This is a genomic window from Mucilaginibacter lutimaris (assembly GCF_042676625.1).
In the GTDB taxonomy this organism is placed as follows: domain Bacteria; phylum Bacteroidota; class Bacteroidia; order Sphingobacteriales; family Sphingobacteriaceae; genus Mucilaginibacter; species Mucilaginibacter lutimaris.
This window is the reverse complement of sequence record NZ_JBHTIA010000013.1, coordinates 52,396-69,659: the sequence shown is the minus strand read 5'-3', so window position 1 is coordinate 69,659 and position 17,264 is coordinate 52,396. Positions and strand designations below refer to the sequence as shown.

The following is a 17,264-nucleotide window of genomic DNA, read 5'->3' as shown; positions in this document are numbered from 1 at the left end:
CAAGATATTTACGCATTCCCGCGCTGTGTAAAAGCGACGAAATAGGGGTGAATTGCGACAGGGGGGATGGTAATGTGTTAATGTCGCTAGAAGCAGTATGTAATATAATTGTTTAATCAGTGTATCCTAACTCTTTTAAATCTTTTTTTTTCATATTGCGAAGAAGTAGTTCTTTAGGATTTGTCGGAAATAAATGCAATTTGTCTCTGAAAAAAATAAGGAATAATTTATTTATCACATAACCAGTCGTGTTGAAATTAGACTTCCATATACCAAAATCCCTTTTTGATATTTGTTTTGATTTAACAGATTCCATATTAGATTGAAAATAGTTTGGAGTTTCTGCATGTATGTGTTTCGAAAACATCTTCCAATTACTAGTAATTTCTGTAATGAGATTGTTTGCAGTTTCTGTTTTTAAATTAGGATGTTTTTTCAAATAGTTTGTTAAATCCTCATGTTTGATTCTAAAATCGCCATTTCGCCATTGAAAATATTCTATCTCGTGTTGGTAAAAATATATAAGTTGTAAGGACAGCTCAATTACACTTCTAAGATGCATATGAGCGGACCGATAATGTCCAAAATATGAATGGAAAAAAGACGCATTAATATCTTCGTGAATTTCCTTTAGAATTCCATCTAAATTTTTTATGCCTATATTATTTAAGGAGAGTAACCAATTTTTAAATATTAACGTTACAGCATAACAGTTCGTCAATTCTTTTTCATCATATTCTGAGGTTGTAGAGTCCCAAAAAGCTTTAAAATCTTTAAAATATAGTGGGATGTCTCTTTTTGCCTTTAATAACAGTTGTGCGTCCATTTAAATATTTTTTATTATATCAGCCCATTTGCTAAAGGTTTCGGCACTTATTATTTGTTGCTTGGATTTGCTGGTTCTACTTGAATGAATCATTTCATTTCTAATAGACAGGACTGCTGACTTTAGCTGCTCTTTAAGATCAGGTTTTGATTTTATTCTAGATATAATTCTTGATATTGTAGTTTTTCGCGATTCTTTTTGATCTTTAAAATCTAATTGCAAACGTGAATTGGCGAAATCAATAACTTCGATAATGGTAGGGAACGCTTTTTTATCTTCCAAGAACGACTGTATTATTTCCAATTTCTTGTCAAATGTTAAATCTTCAGAAAATAACTTAGTTTGGCTATTTATTTTGATAAATTGCTTGTAGTTTTTTATAAATATTTTAAGCGAGGAAGTGTCCAAGCCCTTTTTTTCTAACTCGCTAAGCTCAGCAAGAGCTTCTTCAAGTTTTTTTAGCGCTTCGTTTTCCATTACTCTTCAATTTTCCGAATTATTTCCTTTACTAAATTCCTATAAGATTCCACACCACTACAGTGCGGAAAAACTATTGTTGCTGGCTTGCTTTGTGCTACAGCTTTACTAACTTGGGTGTTTTGCGGAATTACCGTAGAAAAACAATGTATTATTTTTTTTCTACGCAAAGCATCCATTTGTTCTGCGTGAATTGTATATCTGCGATCAACTTTGGTAAATATAATCCCCAAAAACTCAACGTTACAATCTCGGAAACTTTTTTTCCATTTTCTAACACGGTTAACTAATAAAGGCAATCCAATTGCTGGGAAAATTTCGGGGACAACCGGCACTATAATGTAATCACTAATAATTAAGGCATTTTGAGGTGCCAAAGTTAAATTTGGAGGGCAGTCAATCAGTATAAAGTCATATTGCAGATTTGCTTTATCAAGTTGATTTTTTAATACACTTTCTCTCGCAGGCACTGGGCCCAAATCTAAATCTAAAAAAGTAAGTTCCAAGTGTGATGGGATCAAATCCAAATTTTTAATGCCGCCGGCGTTGCTAATGATAGCGTCATTAATATCAAAATCTTCTTCCCGGGATGATGAGCCTCTATTCATTCCAAGGACGTCCGCTATTGTTGCCGTGTCTTTTATTTTCTCCCATTGATCAAGAGTTATGAAAGATAAGGTCGCGTTTGTTTGCGGGTCTAGGTCTATGACTAAAACCTTTTTACGATGTTCTTTAACTAAAAGGGCAGCAATCTCCACAACTGACGTTGTTTTGCCTACCCCTCCCTTCATATTAATAAATGAAATTGTTGTCATGTGATATAGGTTTAATTGGTGGTCTATATTAAACATAATAATTGACTATCTTCTAAAGATTTACAAAATTCAGAAGAATTAGTCTTTCCTATATTTAACAATACAAATACTTGTATTCAAAGCATACTCAATTCCCCCTCAGCTGGCGCAGGCGTGCCGCGTATGCCATAATTCAATTTTATTACCCCCTCCCCCTTATTTATTTAATAACACGCCCCTAACATTCCTGTTATACTAAGCCCGTAGCTTTATATTGTTAAACATAAAACAAATGGAAATGGGATATTCATCGCTCGATCTGGCAATGCTACTTATTGCGGCATTTGTAATATGGGCCGCCTCGCGCGTACCGGTAAAACGTACCCACGAACAAAAGAGGCTGATGAGGCCGCGGCTAAAACACAAGAACCAGCACTCGCATTCGCTGTAGCAGTGGGGGAGTTGGTAGCAGGATTTATTGTGAAAAGGAGAAGCCTTGAAAAAAATTAAGGTCGCGTTTTTTGCCGATATACTGGTAGAAGATTTTGACGGCGCGGTGCGCACCATATACCAGCTTATAAAACGGATAGATACCACCCGGTTTGAGTGCCTGTTTATTTACGGCGCCGGGCCCGATAAGATCTTAGCGTTCGATGGTATCAGGGTACCCAAAGTATCTGTCCCGCTTAATGCAAGCTATTCGGTAGCTTTGCCGGTGCTAGCCCAAAAGAAACTGAATGCCAAACTACAGGCTTTCGGTGCCGATATTGTTCACCTTTCTACGCCATCTTTCCTGGGTAATTTCGGGCTTAGCTATGCCAACCGCAACGGTTTGCCGGTCATCAGCATTTACCACACCCATTTTATATCTTACGTAGATTATTACTTTAAATATGCCCCTATACTCATTAATGGCGTAAAAAAACGCATAACCAAAGGCCACAAAAGTTTTTATAACCGGTGCGATAAGGTTTACGTACCCTCAGAGAGTATTAAGGGCGAGCTTTGCGAAATGGGCATCGACCCCGCCCGGATGAAGATCTGGAAACGGGGGATGGATATCCGCCTGTTCTCGCCATACAAGCGCGGTCGTAACCTTATCAAACGTTTAACGGGTAACAGCAACCCCACTATTATTTTCGCGAGCCGACTGGTTTGGGAAAAAAACCTCGAAACCCTTTTTAATATTTACGACTTGATACAGGAGCGGGGCACGCCTGTTAATTTTTTAATTGTAGGTGATGGCATAGCGCGCCAGGCCTGCCAGGAACGCATGCCTAAAGCAACCTTTACCGGTAAGATAGACCACCAATACCTGTCTATACTGTACGCCTCTGCAGATGTGTTTGTGTTCCCTTCGGTTTCCGAAACCTATGGCAATGTGGTGGTAGAGGCCATGGCATCGGGCCTGCCTTGTGTAATTGCCGATGGCGGCGGGTCTAAAGATTTCATCGAGCAGGGCATCAACGGTTTTAAGTGCAGCCCCTATAATGCTGCCGATTACGTAGAAAAGATTGAACTGATCCTCAATAACAAGATCATCAGCATACAGCTATCTGCCGAAGGCTTAAAAATAAGCAGGCAGTTAAGCTGGGAGCAATTGGCGCATACCTATTTTGAGGATGTAAGTAACCTGGTATGGAAACGGAGCGAGCCGCGGCTAAACGCCGGGCCGGATAGTGGTAGCGGCGCTTTAGATATCAGCGAGGGTTCCAGGCTGAAAGCATACGCGCCGCGCGCCATTGCTTAACATTAACTTAATATTGAAACGGTTAATTTGTTAAGGTTTGCTAACCGTTAACAAATGGCTAAACGTTTATTCCTGCTTTTGTTTTTATTTGGCGTATGTGTCACGTGCATTACCCGCGCGCAAGATAAGGAGTTGCTATCTACCCGTTCGCTCAGCCAAAAACATCCCGATTCGGCACTTATCATCCTCAAAAAACTGCACGCGCAGGCCATTGACAGGAACGACCCGCTTACCGAAGGCGTATGCCTGCAGCAAATGGGGCAAATTTGTTATAACCAGGGCCACTACGCCCAGGCACTGGAGTTTTATTTACATGCCGATAAGATCTTCAGCGCCGGCAAAAACCCGGACAGGCTGGCCGCCAATACCGGCGAGATAGGGGTGTTGTACTACTATAACAAACAACTGGACAGGTCGCGCGCCATGTATAACAAGGCGCTAGCCATTTACCGGCAAACCAACAACCTTAAGGGCCGGGCACAAATATTGGGTAACATAGGCCACCTTTACGAGAAAAGTAAGCAGTACGATAGTGCTTTTTACTACCAAAACCTCGCGCTCAAAAACTTCACCAAAGCCAATTACAAACAAGGCGCCGCCAAAATTTACGAGAACCTGGGCAGCATTTACGAGGACCTGGCTAAGTACGATTCGGCCTATGTTAATTTCAACCGTTCGCTGCGCCTGTACCAGGAAGAGCATAACGATATTGGCACCATTGAGGTCATCAATAATCTGGGCGACATCCTGCGTAAAACGGGTAAGTATGCAGAAAGTATTGTAGAGTCGCGCAAGGCGATGGCCATGGCGCAGCAAACAGGCAACGTTTACCAGCTGGCATCGTGCAGTAAAGACCTGGGCAAGGCCTACGAACTAATGAACCGGATGGATAGCGCCTACCACTATGCCGAACTAAGCCGCAAGTATTCGCTTGAGGTGTATTCAAAAGACGGGGTTAACCAAACAGCGTTTTTACAGGTGCTGTATGATATAAATAAAAAGAGCGACGAGATAAACCGCCTTAATAACATCCGTAAAATAAACCGCATTATTACGGTGGCTGTGGTTGTAGTGGTGGTTTTGTTAGTGATACTGGCACTGGTAATATTTAGCCGCCAGCGTTTTAAAATAAAAGACCAGCTTGCGCTTGCCAAACAAAAAGAAGCCGAGCACGAACTGATGCAATTGGAGTTAAAGAACCAGCATTTAGAAGAAGAAAGTTTGAAGCAGCAGCTGGATGTTAAAAGCCGGGAGCTATCTACCCATACGCTTAACCTCATTAAAAACAACCAGTTTTTAGAACACCTTCGCGGCAGCCTGCAGGCTATGGTAAAAGATGATAAGCGCGACCAGAAGAAGCAAATGCAGCAGCTTATCATGCAGATAAACGAGAGCTTTAACCACGAACAGCACTGGAAGGAGTTTACCACCGCTTTTGAACAGGTTCACCAGCAATTTTTTGATAATATTAAAAAATACAGCAGCGAACTTACTTCCGCCGATATGCGCCTGATTGCCCTGCTGCGCATCAACCTCGATTCTAACGATATAGCCACTCTGTTGGGCATCTCTACCGATAGCCTGCGTGTGTCGCGCTACAGGCTGCGTAAAAAATTGAACATTCCGCAAGGCGATAATTTGACGGCATTTATACAGGCGTTGTAGGCCTCACCTAAATCTTCTCCAAAGGAGAGGACTTTTCAAAATGTTATTTAGAACCCTCTCCTTTGGAGAGGGCAGGGTGAGGCTACCGTTACAAGACGCTCCCTCGAAGCTGTTTTTTTAGTCCTTTCACCCGCTTAACATTTTGTTAATGTAACGGTAATGAAATCATAACGGCGTTTTTAAAACACCATATATAGTTGATAATCATGATATTAGTAACGATTGTTGCTTTTTAATATACGGGTGATGTAACGGTGTTGCCTTTCGGTAACGCCGTAAATTTTTTTTGTGATGGGATGTAACACACCTTTGCGGCGTCAAAAATAAATAAGGACGTTATCACACAACAATGAATAAATTTTTACAGATCCTGTTACCGCTGCTATTTTGTGCTACTATAGCCGGCGCGGCAAAAATTAAAGGCCATGTTTATGATAAACATTCGGGAGAGGCCCTTGTAGGTGCTACCGTTGTTTTAGAAGGCACCGGCAAAGCCACCAGCACCGGGCTGGATGGCTCGTTCGAGATAAAGGGGGTAGCCACAGGGGCAGCAACTCTCCGCGTTAGCTACATTACTTATAAAACCGTTACCACACAAATTACCGTGCAGGAAAAGGACAACGACCATGTAAAGATCTACATGGAAAGTGCCGCGAAAGACCTGGGCGAAGTTACCATTCGTGCCACGGCAAGCGGCTCTAACGAGCGCGATGCCCGCCGTATTGAACAAAACGCCACACAGGTAATGAATATCGTATCGGGCCGTGCCATTGAGGTTTCGCCTGATCTGACCGTTGCCAATGTGATGCAGCGTGTATCGGGCGTATCTATAGAACGTAACAGCAACGGCGACGGTCAGTACGCCATCCTTCGTGGTATGGATAAACGCTATAACTATACCCTGGTTAACGGCGTAAAAATTCCAAGCCCCGATAACAGGTACCGTTATGTGCCACTCGATCTTTTCCCGTCGGACCTTTTAGACCGGTTGGAAGTATATAAAACCCTTACCCCAAACCTTGAGGGCGACGCGATAGGCGGTGCTGTAAACATGGTGATGAAGAACGCCCCCGATCATTTCCAGATCAATGCCAACATCGCCACAGGTTACAGCCAGTTATTCTTCGACCGTGATTTTACCAGCTACCATGCATCGGGCATCAACCATAAATCGCCTTATGATATAAACGGCAGCAAGTACAAAGCAACCCAGGCGGATTTTTCTAAGGGTACTTTTGACTACACCTCTAAAAAGCCCGCGCCCAATATGATAGGTAGCATGTCTATAGGCCAGCGTTTTTTTAACAGTAAGCTGGGCGTTGTTTTGGCAGGTAGCTATCAAAATACCTATCGCGGCAGCAACAGTACATTCTATAACTCGGAAGTTGTTGGTACCGATGATTATGCCAAAGTTACCAGCAAAAGCTACCGCGAATATTCTGAACAGCAAAAGCGTTTAGGCTTGCATGGCAAATTAGATTACGTGTTCGACAGCAATAACAAGATAAGCTTATACAATGTATATGTCGATCTTAAGAACCAGCAATTGCGCGACCAGGTTAATACCACCTATAATGGTGTTTACAGCGGCAGTAACGGCAACAATGCCGAGTTGGTTTACAGCACCCGCAGCCGGTTAACCGAGCAACAGATCTACAATAGTACCCTGCATGGCGATCATAAGTTGTTTGATGGTAAGTTTAAGATCCAATGGTCGGGTGTGTATTCATCCGCTAAAAACGATGTGCCCGATAATGCAACGGTAAATCTTAACGCTTTAAAAACAGGCGACCAGATAACTAAGTTATCCTTAGTGAACACCAACCCTATCGAAAGGCGCTGGGAGCGTAATACAGACGAAGATAAGGCCGGTTACTTAGATCTTACATACACCGTTAAAGCAGCCAATGATAACAAGATTGATTTCATGGCTGGAGGTTTATATCGCGATAAACAAAGAAGCAGCTATTTAAACAAATACAACCTTTACGCGAAGCAGGTACCCGTACCGGGTTCGGCTACAGGCGAAATGAGATCGCCGCTGTACGGTGTGGATTTTGCGAATTACACCGACCTTAACCTAGAGGTGAGCAACCCACAGGGTGGCGTAAATAACCCGCTTACCTATGATGCGTTTGAGAAAACAAGCGCCGGATACGGTATGTTCAAATTTACATCTAACAAATTTGAGGTTATTGCCGGTGCAAGGGTAGAGCACACCAACCAGGGGTACAACCTGCTGTTTACACAAGGCGAAACAAGGCCCGTAGGTAGCCAGGTTTATACAGATGTGTTGCCAAGCGCCAACTTAAAATACCATTTAACAGACAAGGCACAGTTACATGCATCGTATTATAAGGCATTGAACCGCCCGGGTTTTTACGAGATAGTACCAAGCAAAATTGTTAACGAAGAGTACGAAGAACGCGGTAACCCCGATCTTAAACGTGCTCATGCCGATAATTACGACCTGCGCTACGAGCTTTTCCCGGGTGCATCAGAGCAATTGCTAGTAGGCGCGTTCTACAAAAGGATAAAAGACCCTATAGAGTTTACCTTCCAGTCGGACGCGACACGCCCGCAGGATATTTTTTATACCCCGGGTAACTTTGGTACAGCCAATAACTACGGTGCCGAGATCGATTACATCAAATTCTTTAACAAATTTGGTATCAAGGCAAATTATACCTACACCCATTCGCGCATTACCACGCCAAAAAAATCAAGAAGGATAAATGAGACCACGGGCAACCCCGAGCCATTTTTGGTTGACCAAACCCGCCCGCTTTACGGGCAGTCGGCACACGTTGGTAACCTGTCGTTATTGTATAAAGATACCAAGCACGGCTGGGATGTACAGTTAGCAGGTGCTTACACCGGCGAACGTATCAACACCGTATCGCAATTCCTTAACAACGACCTGTGGCAAAAAGCATTTGTGCAGGTGGATGCATCGGCCGAGAAACGTTTTAAAAATAACATCAGCGTATTTGTAAAAGCTGGTAACATCGTAAATACCCCAACCAAACTTTACATAAAGGGCACCAATGCCGCTAATAACGATATTAAAGAGAACCTGGTATCAAACGGCCAAACGCTTATCCGTAACGACAAGTATGGCCAAAGCTACCTGATAGGTGTAAGGTATAAATTCAATTAAGCTAATAACAAGATATTCAAACATAACGAGATGAAATTAAAACAGATTTTAGCAGCTTTAGCCGTAAGCGCACTGGCGTTTACAGGTTGCCAAAAGGCTAATGAAGGCGTAGATACTTCGCCAACGAATGGCTCGGCCATAGGCGAGGTATCGGGCGTGTGGACAAAGGGCAGTGTACACGAAATAAAGGGCGATATTATTATCCCGGCAGGGCAAAGCCTTACCATTGAAGAAGGCGTAACCGTGTTAATGGATGTAACGGCTAAACCCGAGATTGTGGTGCAAGGTAACCTGTATTCGTTAGGTACGGCAGATAATCCTGTAAAATTCACCGTAAGTGATGTTTACCGTACCGCCGAAAATAAGTTTGGTAAATTGTGGGGTGGCATTTTAGCGGGCCCAACCTGTGCCGAACTGGTGCTTGACCATACCATATTAGAGTACGGTGGTGCAACAACATCAGATGCTTCAACATCTGTAAAATTAAAACTTTATAAACAAGTAGCTGGTGAAAACCTGCCGGCGCTTTGGTTCTCAAACGTAAACGGTAAACTGATCGTTCAAAACAGCATCATCCGTAACTTTCAGGAAGATTGTACTTACATTGAAGGTGGTAAAAGCATTTTTGCCAATAACATATTTTACACAACCGGTTTAAGCGGCGGCGAGGCCATGAACTTTAAATCGGGCTGTTTGGCCGATGTTGCCTTTAACCTGGTTTTCAGCACCAATACCAACGCCCTAAAACTATCAAACGCGGGCGACCGTACCCCACAAGCCTACATTGTAGCTTATAATAATACAATGGTGAATACCGGCTGGAGAAGGCCGACCGCTAAGGGTGGCTCGGTTTGGTTAGAGTCTTCGGTACATGCCGACCTGTATAACAACCTTTTTGCTAATACACGTTTCGGTATCAAACGCGACCCTAAAAAGTTGGAGGATAACCGTTCTAAAAACGATTATAACTGGTACTACGGTTTTGATCAGGCAACTGTAGATCAATTTCAATTGGGTAAAAATGACATTGTACCCGGCGGGGCAAACGACGTTAGGGGGACTAAAGCAGGTGATAATGATCCTAAGTTTGTAAACTATCCACTAAACAATTCATTAACAAGCCCCGATTTTAATACCGCATGGGATTTTCATTTACAGGGTAACTCACCTGCTTTAACCAAAGGTACCACCAACTTTTTCCGTAACCATAAGGCCGGTATAACCACATCTAACGGTTTTACTTATGTATCGCCCGAGCCTGCTACTTATATGGGTGCTTACGGTATTAAATTGTAAATATGAAGAGACGTAATTTATATTCTTTTGCGCCCCTGGCCCTGCTTACCTTAATGGGTTGCAAGCCGGCGGTTGATACCAATGCCATAAAGCCGGTTATTGTTACCGAAGCCGTTAAGTACGATACAGACGACCCTGCTATTTGGGTTAACAAAGCCGATCCGGCCAAAAGCCTTATTATCGGTACAGATAAAGATGCAGACGGCGCCTTGTATGTATTTGATTTGCAAGGTAAGATAGTAAAAGATAAAGTAGTGCGCGGCCTGCAGCGCCCAAACAATGTAGACCTTGCTTACGGTTTAATGCTTAACGGCAAACCAACAGATATTGCTATAATTACCGAACGCATCAGCCATAAGCTGCGCATCTATTCCCTGCCGGATATGAAGCCGGTTGATAAGGGCGGCATTGATATGTTTGTTGGCGAAACAGGGATGGAGTACCGCGATCTGATGGGTATATCTATTTATACCGCAAAGGATGGTAAAATGTACGCCATAGTAGGCCGTAAAAACGGCCCCAAAACAGGCGGGTACATCTGGCAGTATTTACTGGCCGATGATGGTACCGGCAACGTAAAAGCTACGTTGGTACGCAAGTTTGGCGAGTACAGTGGAAAAAAAGAGATCGAATCTATTGCGGTTGATAACGAGTTGGGTTACATCTACTACTCCGACGAGCAAACCGGGGTGCGCCAATACTATGCCGACCCTGAAAAGGGCAATCAGCAATTGTCCATATTTGGCACCACAGGCTTTAAGGCCGATCATGAAGGCATCTCTATTTATAAACTAACGGATAGTACGGGTTATATTTTGGTGTCCGACCAGGGGGCAAACCGTTTTCAGATCTTCAGCAGAGAGGGTACCAAACAAAACCCGTTTGAGCATAAGCTGTTAAAAATGGCCAACGTGCAAGCCACACAAAGCGATGGCTCTGAAGTGGTAAACGTGCCTTTAAACGACACCTTTAAACACGGCCTTTTTGTCGTGATGAGCGACGACCGCACCTTTCATTATTACCGCTGGGAAGATATTGCCGGCAAGGAGTTGAAGATTAAATAGTATTTAGTCTGAAGTTCTAAGTCTGAAGTCGAAAGTCTTTGGCTTTAAGTTGGTGTTTGGTGGATGCCGAATCAAACTTAAAGTTAAAGACTTTTTTGCTTATACGTGAGATCGACTAAAGACTTCGAACTTCAGACTTTTCACCATCCGGTTTCTGCTGGAAACTCCACACTAAATAAAACAAGGCGGGCAGGATGAACAAACTACCAACTAATAAGGCTATACCAAGTGCAGTGATGGCTTTTTCTGCGCCCTGATGCTCAATAAGGGAAAGATGGCCGCCATTTTTCAGGATGATGATATTGGGGTAGTGCTTATAAGTGGTGGTGAGCAATATCATGGTCATCTGGAAACCGGCCAGTACACGGATAATAAACCGTTTACCTTTGGCGATAAGGTACCATAACGCCACCAACGAAATAGTTGCCGCGCTAACCGCGGCCACACCAATAATGTTACCAAACACCCATTGCACCAGCGGAATGTTCTCTTTTACCGAAGCTATAAACACTACCGAGCCTGCTACAACCGCGGCAATATTCATAAGCCTTGCCTTGCGGATAAACCTGTTGCGCTCTTCCTCGTCATTGGTTTCGCCAATAAGGTATATAGCTGCTAAAAAACCGCACAACGCCACCGTGAAAAAGCCGATAGCAACCGAAAACCAGTTAAGCCAGCTGTAAATGTAGGCATCCATAAAGTTGGTGGCGTTAGGATCAACTCTGCCGGATACCGCGCTGCCTGCTATGATGCCCAAAAACAAAGGCGTTATAAAGCTGGAGTACACAAAGATCTTGTTATAAACCTTCTGCATGTTATCATGCACGGCATCATAATTCCTGAATGTTAGGGCGGTACCCCGGGCAATAATGCCCATCAGCATCACCGTAAGTGGGATATGCAGGTAGGTAGACATGGTGGCATATATCACCGGGAAACCTACAAAAAGTATCACGATAGCGATGATGAGCCACATGTGGTTTGCCTCCCAAATAGGGCCAATGGCATTGTACATGATGCGCCGCGTACGCGATTTATTTTTATCAGACGTGAACATTTCAATAATGCCCGCCCCGAAATCGGCCCCGCCCATAACCAGGTAAAGCAGCAGCGCCACCCATAAAAATACTATTACAACGTATATCATGCTAAATATCATTAATTATCTGTTTCTGCTCCCCTCTTGAGAGGGGCAGGGGTGTGTCTCTACATGCGACTAACAGACCCCTGCCAACACACATTCCCTTGCTCACCCTCTCGAGAGGGGATTGTCTTGCTTGTTTATCGAAATCTCCCCTCTTGAGAGGGGTAAGGGGTGTGTCTCTACATGCGACAAACACACCCCTCCAACACACGTTCCACTGCGCCCCCTATCAGAGGGGATTGTCTTGCTTGTTTATCGAAATCTCCCCTCTTGAGAGGGGTAAGGGGTGTGTCTCTACATGCGACAAACACACCCCTCAAACACACGTTCACTGCGCCCCCTCTCAAGAGGGGAACTAAAATTAAACCGCTTTATCGTATATCTCGGGCACCATTTTAATCTGCCTGTACAATAAAAAAATCACCGCCAGGCTCAGCGTAAAGTAAACCGCCGTAAACAGATAAAACGAATAGCTGATGCCCGGCATTGGCGTTACGGCATCTGCAGTGCGCATAACGCCCTGTATTATCCATGGCTGGCGGCCAACTTCGGTAACCGTCCACCCGGCCTCTACGGCTATAAAACCTATGGGTGTTGCCCAAATAAAAAGCCTCAAAAACCAATGCTTCTCAAACCAGCTTTTCTTTTTCCAAAGGGCAATTAAATAGATTACCCCAAGCCCCATCATTATCATGCCTAGGGCCACCATTATCTGGAAGGCATAATGCGTTACCGCGATAGGCGGCTGGTCGGCTGCCGGGATCTGGTCGAGGCCCTTCACGGGCGCCTTAAAATCGTCATAAACCATAAAGCTCAGCATGCCGGGCAGTTCAATAGCATAATCTACTTTCTTATTTTTTACATCGGGTATACCGCCAATAATAAGGGGCGAATAGGGTTTGGTTTCAAAATGCGCTTCCATGGCGGCAAGCTTGGCGGGCTGCCTTTTGGCCACCATCTTGGCCGATATATCGCCGCTTAAGGGCTGTAATATGGCTGCCACCACCCCAAATATGGCTGCAATTTTAAATGCCCGCATGTGGAAGTTTACGTTTTGTTTGCGTAATATCATTAGGGCATGCACGCCCGCAACAGCAAAGCCTGTTGCCGCGAATGCCGCTACCGACATGTGCAGCGCCTGCGAGAACCAGGCCGGGTTAAACATGGCTTTTATGGGGTCGATGTTGATGTAATTGCCGTTCACCAGGTCGAAACCCGCGGGGCTGTTCATCCAGGCATTGGCGGCTACCACCAGTATGCCCGATGTTAAGCCACTAATGCCTACTACAACGCCGGTAAACCAGTGGAACCAGCGGTTAAACCTGTTCCAACCGTAAAGGAAAAACCCTAAGGCTATGGCTTCAATAAAAAAGGCTGTTCCTTCCAACGAAAAGGGCATCCCGAAGATAGGGCCGGCATGTTTCATAAAAGTTGGCCAAAGCAGGCCCAGTTCAAAAGAAAGCACTGTACCAGATACCGCGCCCGTGGCGAAAAATATGGCAACGCCCTTGCTCCAGGCCTTGGTTACGTTTTGATAGACAGGGTTGCCTGTACGCAGCCACAAAAAGTGCGATACTGCCATAAAGAATGGCATAACCATGCCTATGCACGAAAATATGATGTGAAAGCCCAGGGACAATGCCATTTGCGACCTGGCGGCCATAAAATTATCCATAGTGCAAGTTTAAGTACTATGCAAACGGTAATGCGCATAAATTGCACACTTTTAGCAATTTAGAACGAATAATAATTAAATATTATTTAAGCTTGTTATTGATATTTTAATATTTAATGAGTATCGATTGATGGGGATCCTGATGAACGATCAGGAATGCGTACTTAATTTTTTAATTAAGTCGTTTGACGCCGCATCGGCAGAAATCCCGTAGCCATTTACCAGCGTGCCTTTAATGTCATCTTTGGTTGATGATATAGCATAAAGCACCGCCTCATCATCGGGGTTGGATTCTCCCTCAAAACGGAATACGCCGTCTATTTCAAAATCATCCGGAGATAATTGGGTGTTGTTGGTATGGCATACCAACAGATCGTCCTGGATGTTGAAATCTAAGGTGTAGCCTTCTTCTTTTAGTCCGTTAATGGTTTGCGATAGGGTGCCGTAGTCTGTTTTCATGGTGTATGATGTTTGAGGCTAATATCGGCATTTAGACTGATTATCGGTTGGGTAGAGATAAAACCCTGTTCAATGAAATAGGCCCCGAGCCGATGAACGCGAACATAACCAGCAGCACACAGGCGAAAATAGACAGCCATAAGTCGGAATTGAGGGTGGTTTTAAAAATATTGATAAAGAACACGGCCCCGATCACAATGGGTAATTGCAGGATCGAAGACAAACGTGTAAGTAAACCGAGGGTTATAAGGATGCCACCTGCCAGGTGCATAAATGTGATATAGTACATCAAAATTTCTAATGCCGCAGGCGAGAGGTTTATAAGGTTTTGCTCCTGAATAGTATATTCCAGGAATGCCATGTTATGAAAAAAACCGTAGCCTTTTAAAAATAAAAAGATGCCTAATGTTATCCGCAACAGGTCCAAAATGGCCGGGTGGTGGGTATCGCCCCAATGCTCAATTTTGTGTATCGCATTCATAATTGGTATTTTAATTAAATAATTAAGACTGGGTATAGCAGCCTGGCAGCTGTTGATTTTGCCCTTTTATAAAGGTAAGGATGTTTGAGGGAGATATGCAAGAGTGGGCTTATGAAATAAGGCACACGTGGCATGCGTGCGCCAGCAAGGAGCAATCTCTTTGCTATACAGTGCTGATAATTAGTTTTTCATTAGGCGCGGCAGTGTAAGTTTCTGAGATTGTGGATGTTCATTTCTTTTCTCTCAAAAGAAACGAACCAAAGAAAAGTCGCGACTGCGCCACCTTCTGTGAAGGTTAGTGCTGCTGCAATGCCTGTACTACCCGAATGTGACAAGGTCGCCTTATAGATGACGTTCCGTCTGTTCATTTTTCTTACACAAATTTCAGAATGCAAGAATAGTGGTGGGTTTTACACCCATCGCTACTTTTCCGCCGTTGTTGTATTGCCACCAAAAATCGTATCCATAATAGACAGGGAGGAGAAGATTCCCCTCATACTAACGCACAGTACGTACTTTGTTCGTCCAACTGACAATGTTCTCGGTAGTATTTTGCCTGAGAAGGGTGAAGATTTAAATCAAAGCACGGGAATACCAAGTGTAAACTTAATTAAGGATTAGCCAATATGGGGTGTCCCATTCCGTCCCGTTTTTTACAAAATGGGACACCCTCGTAAAAATACATATGTTATTTATTATTAATCAGTTAAGGTGATTTTAGACAAGTGTTACTTAAACTAAAATTGAAAACTGAAATTCTATAATATTTTGATTATCAATAATTTGTGTTTTTGTCTCGCGCAGTGTCATAAATAGTGGGACAGTACGGGACAACGGGTTAAAAACAAAGCCGCCCTCCTGGCGGAAACCAGAAGAAGCGGCTTATCACTCATCACTCATCAATGGGTATTTTTATTTCCAGCCACCGCCCAATGAGCGGTAAAGATTGGATACGGCGCTGAGCTGCGCACGTTTGATGGAAGCCAGTTCCAGTTCGCTTTGTAGTACGTTACCTTGCGCGGTTATCACCTCCAGGTAAGTTGCCAAACCATTTCTGAACAACATATTGGCATTGCCTGTTGCCTGCTGCAGGGTAGTAACCCTGTTAGCTGCTATGGTTTGCTGTGCTTTTAGTTTTTCGATAGATACCAGCGCGTCAGACACTTCGCCAACGGCATTTAATACAGACTGGCGGAATTGTAATACGGTTCTTTCGCGCTCTACTTTGGCAACTTCGTATTGCGTTCTTAATCTTTTTTTGTTGAACAGGGGCTGTGTTAAACCACCTGCAACAGTACCAAACAACGAGGCGGGGATATTAAACCAATTGCTGGATTTAAAGCTGTTGACACCACCACTGGCAGTAATGGTTAACGATGGATACATATTTGCTTTCGCTATACCTACCTGTGCATTGGCATAAGTTAATTGTAACTCCGCGCTTTTAACATCGGGCCTGCGGCTCACAATAGCCGATGGTAAGCCTGATGGCAGGTTATCTGCAATTTGCAGGTTACTAAGGGTATTGCTGCGTTCAATTCTATCCGGCAGGGCGCCTGTTAAAATACGCAGGGCATTTTCTTGTATGGTAATATTTTGCTCAAACTGTGGTACCAGCTGTGCCGCTGCCTGGCGTTGTGCTTCGGCTTGTTGCACGGCTAATGAAGTTACCTGGCCTGCATCAAACTGTAAACGTATAATGCGCAGGGTACTGTCGTTAAGTTTCACATTTTTTTGAGCGATGGTTAATTGCTCGTCAAGCATCAGCAGGTTATAGTAACCTTGCGATACACCTGCAACGATATTAGTTTGAATAGCCTTTTTGGCTTCGTTAGTTTGTAAATAAGTTACCAAAGCGGCTTTGCTCTGGTTACGGATCTTGCCCCAAATATCAGCCTCCCATGATAGGCCAAGGTTTGCCGAGTAATCTTCGATGTGCTTGGTACCTACGCCAAATGCGCCAAGGCTCAAACCGTTAAGGCTGTTATCGCTCGGGCGATTGGTGCTGGCTGTAACATTTAGGTTGACGGTAGGGGTATAGTTCCACTTAACTTGTTTAAAAAGCAATTCTGCCGCTTCTATGTTCTTTACCGCTATTTGCATGTCGTAATTGTTGGCAATAGCGCTGTCGATCAATTTTTGCAGGGTAGGCTCGGTAAAAAAGTTTTTCCACTGTATATCGGCAATACTGGTAGTATCGGTGTTTTGCGCCGCATCTCTAAAGGCTACAGGCAGCGCGGGTTTAGGCGTTTCAATATCTTTTGAAACTTTACATGCGCTTAATGCCAGTAGCAGCATAAAGGCGAATGTATTTATATGTTTTTTCATTGTCTTATATTTAAAATCTCTTGTTATCAATTGGCGATTTACTCACCCGGTCATCGGCCTCACCCAAACCCTCTCCAAAGAAGAGGGCTTAAATTTTTTACCTTCTTTGCGAAGCAGAGAGGGTCGACCAGCGAAGCGTAGTCGG

14 protein-coding genes are annotated in these 17,264 nt (G+C 43.8%); 6 read left to right on the top strand and 8 right to left on the bottom strand.

Going from position 1 to position 17,264, the window contains the following annotated elements:
* Positions 1 to 112: 112 nt before the first annotated feature.
* The 3 genes from ACFQZI_RS18235 to ACFQZI_RS18225 are packed head-to-tail and all read right to left on the bottom strand — an operon-like array spanning position 113 to position 2,118.
* A complete protein-coding gene (locus tag ACFQZI_RS18235; protein ID WP_377145064.1) occupies positions 113 to 826 on the bottom strand; it encodes a hypothetical protein in 714 nt (237 codons plus the stop codon).
* A complete protein-coding gene (locus tag ACFQZI_RS18230; protein WP_377145063.1) occupies positions 827 to 1,303 on the bottom strand; it encodes a hypothetical protein in 477 nt (158 codons plus the stop codon). It abuts the gene before it with no gap.
* Positions 1,303 to 2,118 (bottom strand): ParA family protein, encoded by an 816-nt coding sequence (locus ACFQZI_RS18225; RefSeq protein WP_377145061.1) that lies wholly within the window; start codon positions 2,116 to 2,118, stop codon positions 1,303 to 1,305. Before ACFQZI_RS18225 ends, ACFQZI_RS18230 begins: the two co-directional genes overlap by 1 nt.
* A 277-nt stretch (positions 2,119 to 2,395) precedes the next feature.
* On the opposite strand from ACFQZI_RS18225, the gene ACFQZI_RS18220 reads away from it, so the two are divergent.
* The 6 genes from ACFQZI_RS18220 (at position 2,396) to ACFQZI_RS18195 (ending at position 11,032) form a co-directional block, all read left to right on the top strand.
* Positions 2,396 to 2,548 carry a hypothetical protein gene (locus tag ACFQZI_RS18220; protein ID WP_377145059.1) on the top strand — a complete coding sequence of 51 codons (153 nt, stop codon included), beginning with the start codon at positions 2,396 to 2,398 and terminating at the stop codon, positions 2,546 to 2,548.
* Positions 2,549 to 2,593: 45 nt separating this feature from the next.
* Positions 2,594 to 3,847 (top strand): glycosyltransferase, encoded by a 1,254-nt coding sequence (locus tag ACFQZI_RS18215; protein WP_377145058.1) that lies wholly within the window; start codon positions 2,594 to 2,596, stop codon positions 3,845 to 3,847.
* Between the two features lie 54 nt (positions 3,848 to 3,901).
* On the top strand, positions 3,902 to 5,512 hold the full coding sequence (locus ACFQZI_RS18210; RefSeq protein ID WP_377145056.1) for a tetratricopeptide repeat protein: 1,611 nt from the start codon (positions 3,902 to 3,904) through the stop codon (positions 5,510 to 5,512).
* A gap of 349 nt (positions 5,513 to 5,861) precedes the next feature.
* Complete coding sequence (locus tag ACFQZI_RS18205; RefSeq protein WP_377145054.1) at positions 5,862 to 8,672, top strand: TonB-dependent receptor; 2,811 nt, start codon at positions 5,862 to 5,864, stop codon at positions 8,670 to 8,672.
* A gap of 30 nt (positions 8,673 to 8,702) precedes the next feature.
* Positions 8,703 to 9,968, top strand: a complete 1,266-nt coding sequence (locus ACFQZI_RS18200; protein WP_377145053.1) for a right-handed parallel beta-helix repeat-containing protein — start codon at positions 8,703 to 8,705, stop codon at positions 9,966 to 9,968.
* Between the two features lie 2 nt (positions 9,969 to 9,970).
* Positions 9,971 to 11,032 carry a phytase gene (locus ACFQZI_RS18195; RefSeq protein ID WP_377145051.1) on the top strand — a complete coding sequence of 354 codons (1,062 nt, stop codon included), beginning with the start codon at positions 9,971 to 9,973 and terminating at the stop codon, positions 11,030 to 11,032.
* A 115-nt stretch (positions 11,033 to 11,147) separates the two neighbouring features.
* Here the strand turns inward: ACFQZI_RS18195 and ACFQZI_RS18190 are convergent, their stop codons facing one another.
* The 5 genes from ACFQZI_RS18190 to ACFQZI_RS18170 form a co-directional block, all read right to left on the bottom strand.
* A complete protein-coding gene (locus tag ACFQZI_RS18190; protein ID WP_377145049.1) occupies positions 11,148 to 12,179 on the bottom strand; it encodes a cytochrome d ubiquinol oxidase subunit II in 1,032 nt (343 codons plus the stop codon).
* A gap of 358 nt (positions 12,180 to 12,537) precedes the next feature.
* A complete protein-coding gene (locus ACFQZI_RS18185) occupies positions 12,538 to 13,851 on the bottom strand; it encodes a cytochrome ubiquinol oxidase subunit I (RefSeq protein WP_377145047.1) in 1,314 nt (437 codons plus the stop codon).
* 150 nt (positions 13,852 to 14,001) lie between these two features.
* Complete coding sequence (locus tag ACFQZI_RS18180; RefSeq protein ID WP_377145046.1) at positions 14,002 to 14,310, bottom strand: phosphoribosylpyrophosphate synthetase; 309 nt, start codon at positions 14,308 to 14,310, stop codon at positions 14,002 to 14,004.
* A gap of 40 nt (positions 14,311 to 14,350) precedes the next feature.
* On the bottom strand, positions 14,351 to 14,791 hold the full coding sequence (locus ACFQZI_RS18175) for a DoxX family protein (protein ID WP_377145044.1): 441 nt from the start codon (positions 14,789 to 14,791) through the stop codon (positions 14,351 to 14,353).
* Between the two features lie 912 nt (positions 14,792 to 15,703).
* Positions 15,704 to 17,119 (bottom strand): TolC family protein, encoded by a 1,416-nt coding sequence (locus ACFQZI_RS18170; protein WP_377145042.1) that lies wholly within the window; start codon positions 17,117 to 17,119, stop codon positions 15,704 to 15,706.
* Positions 17,120 to 17,264 lie beyond the last annotated feature (145 nt).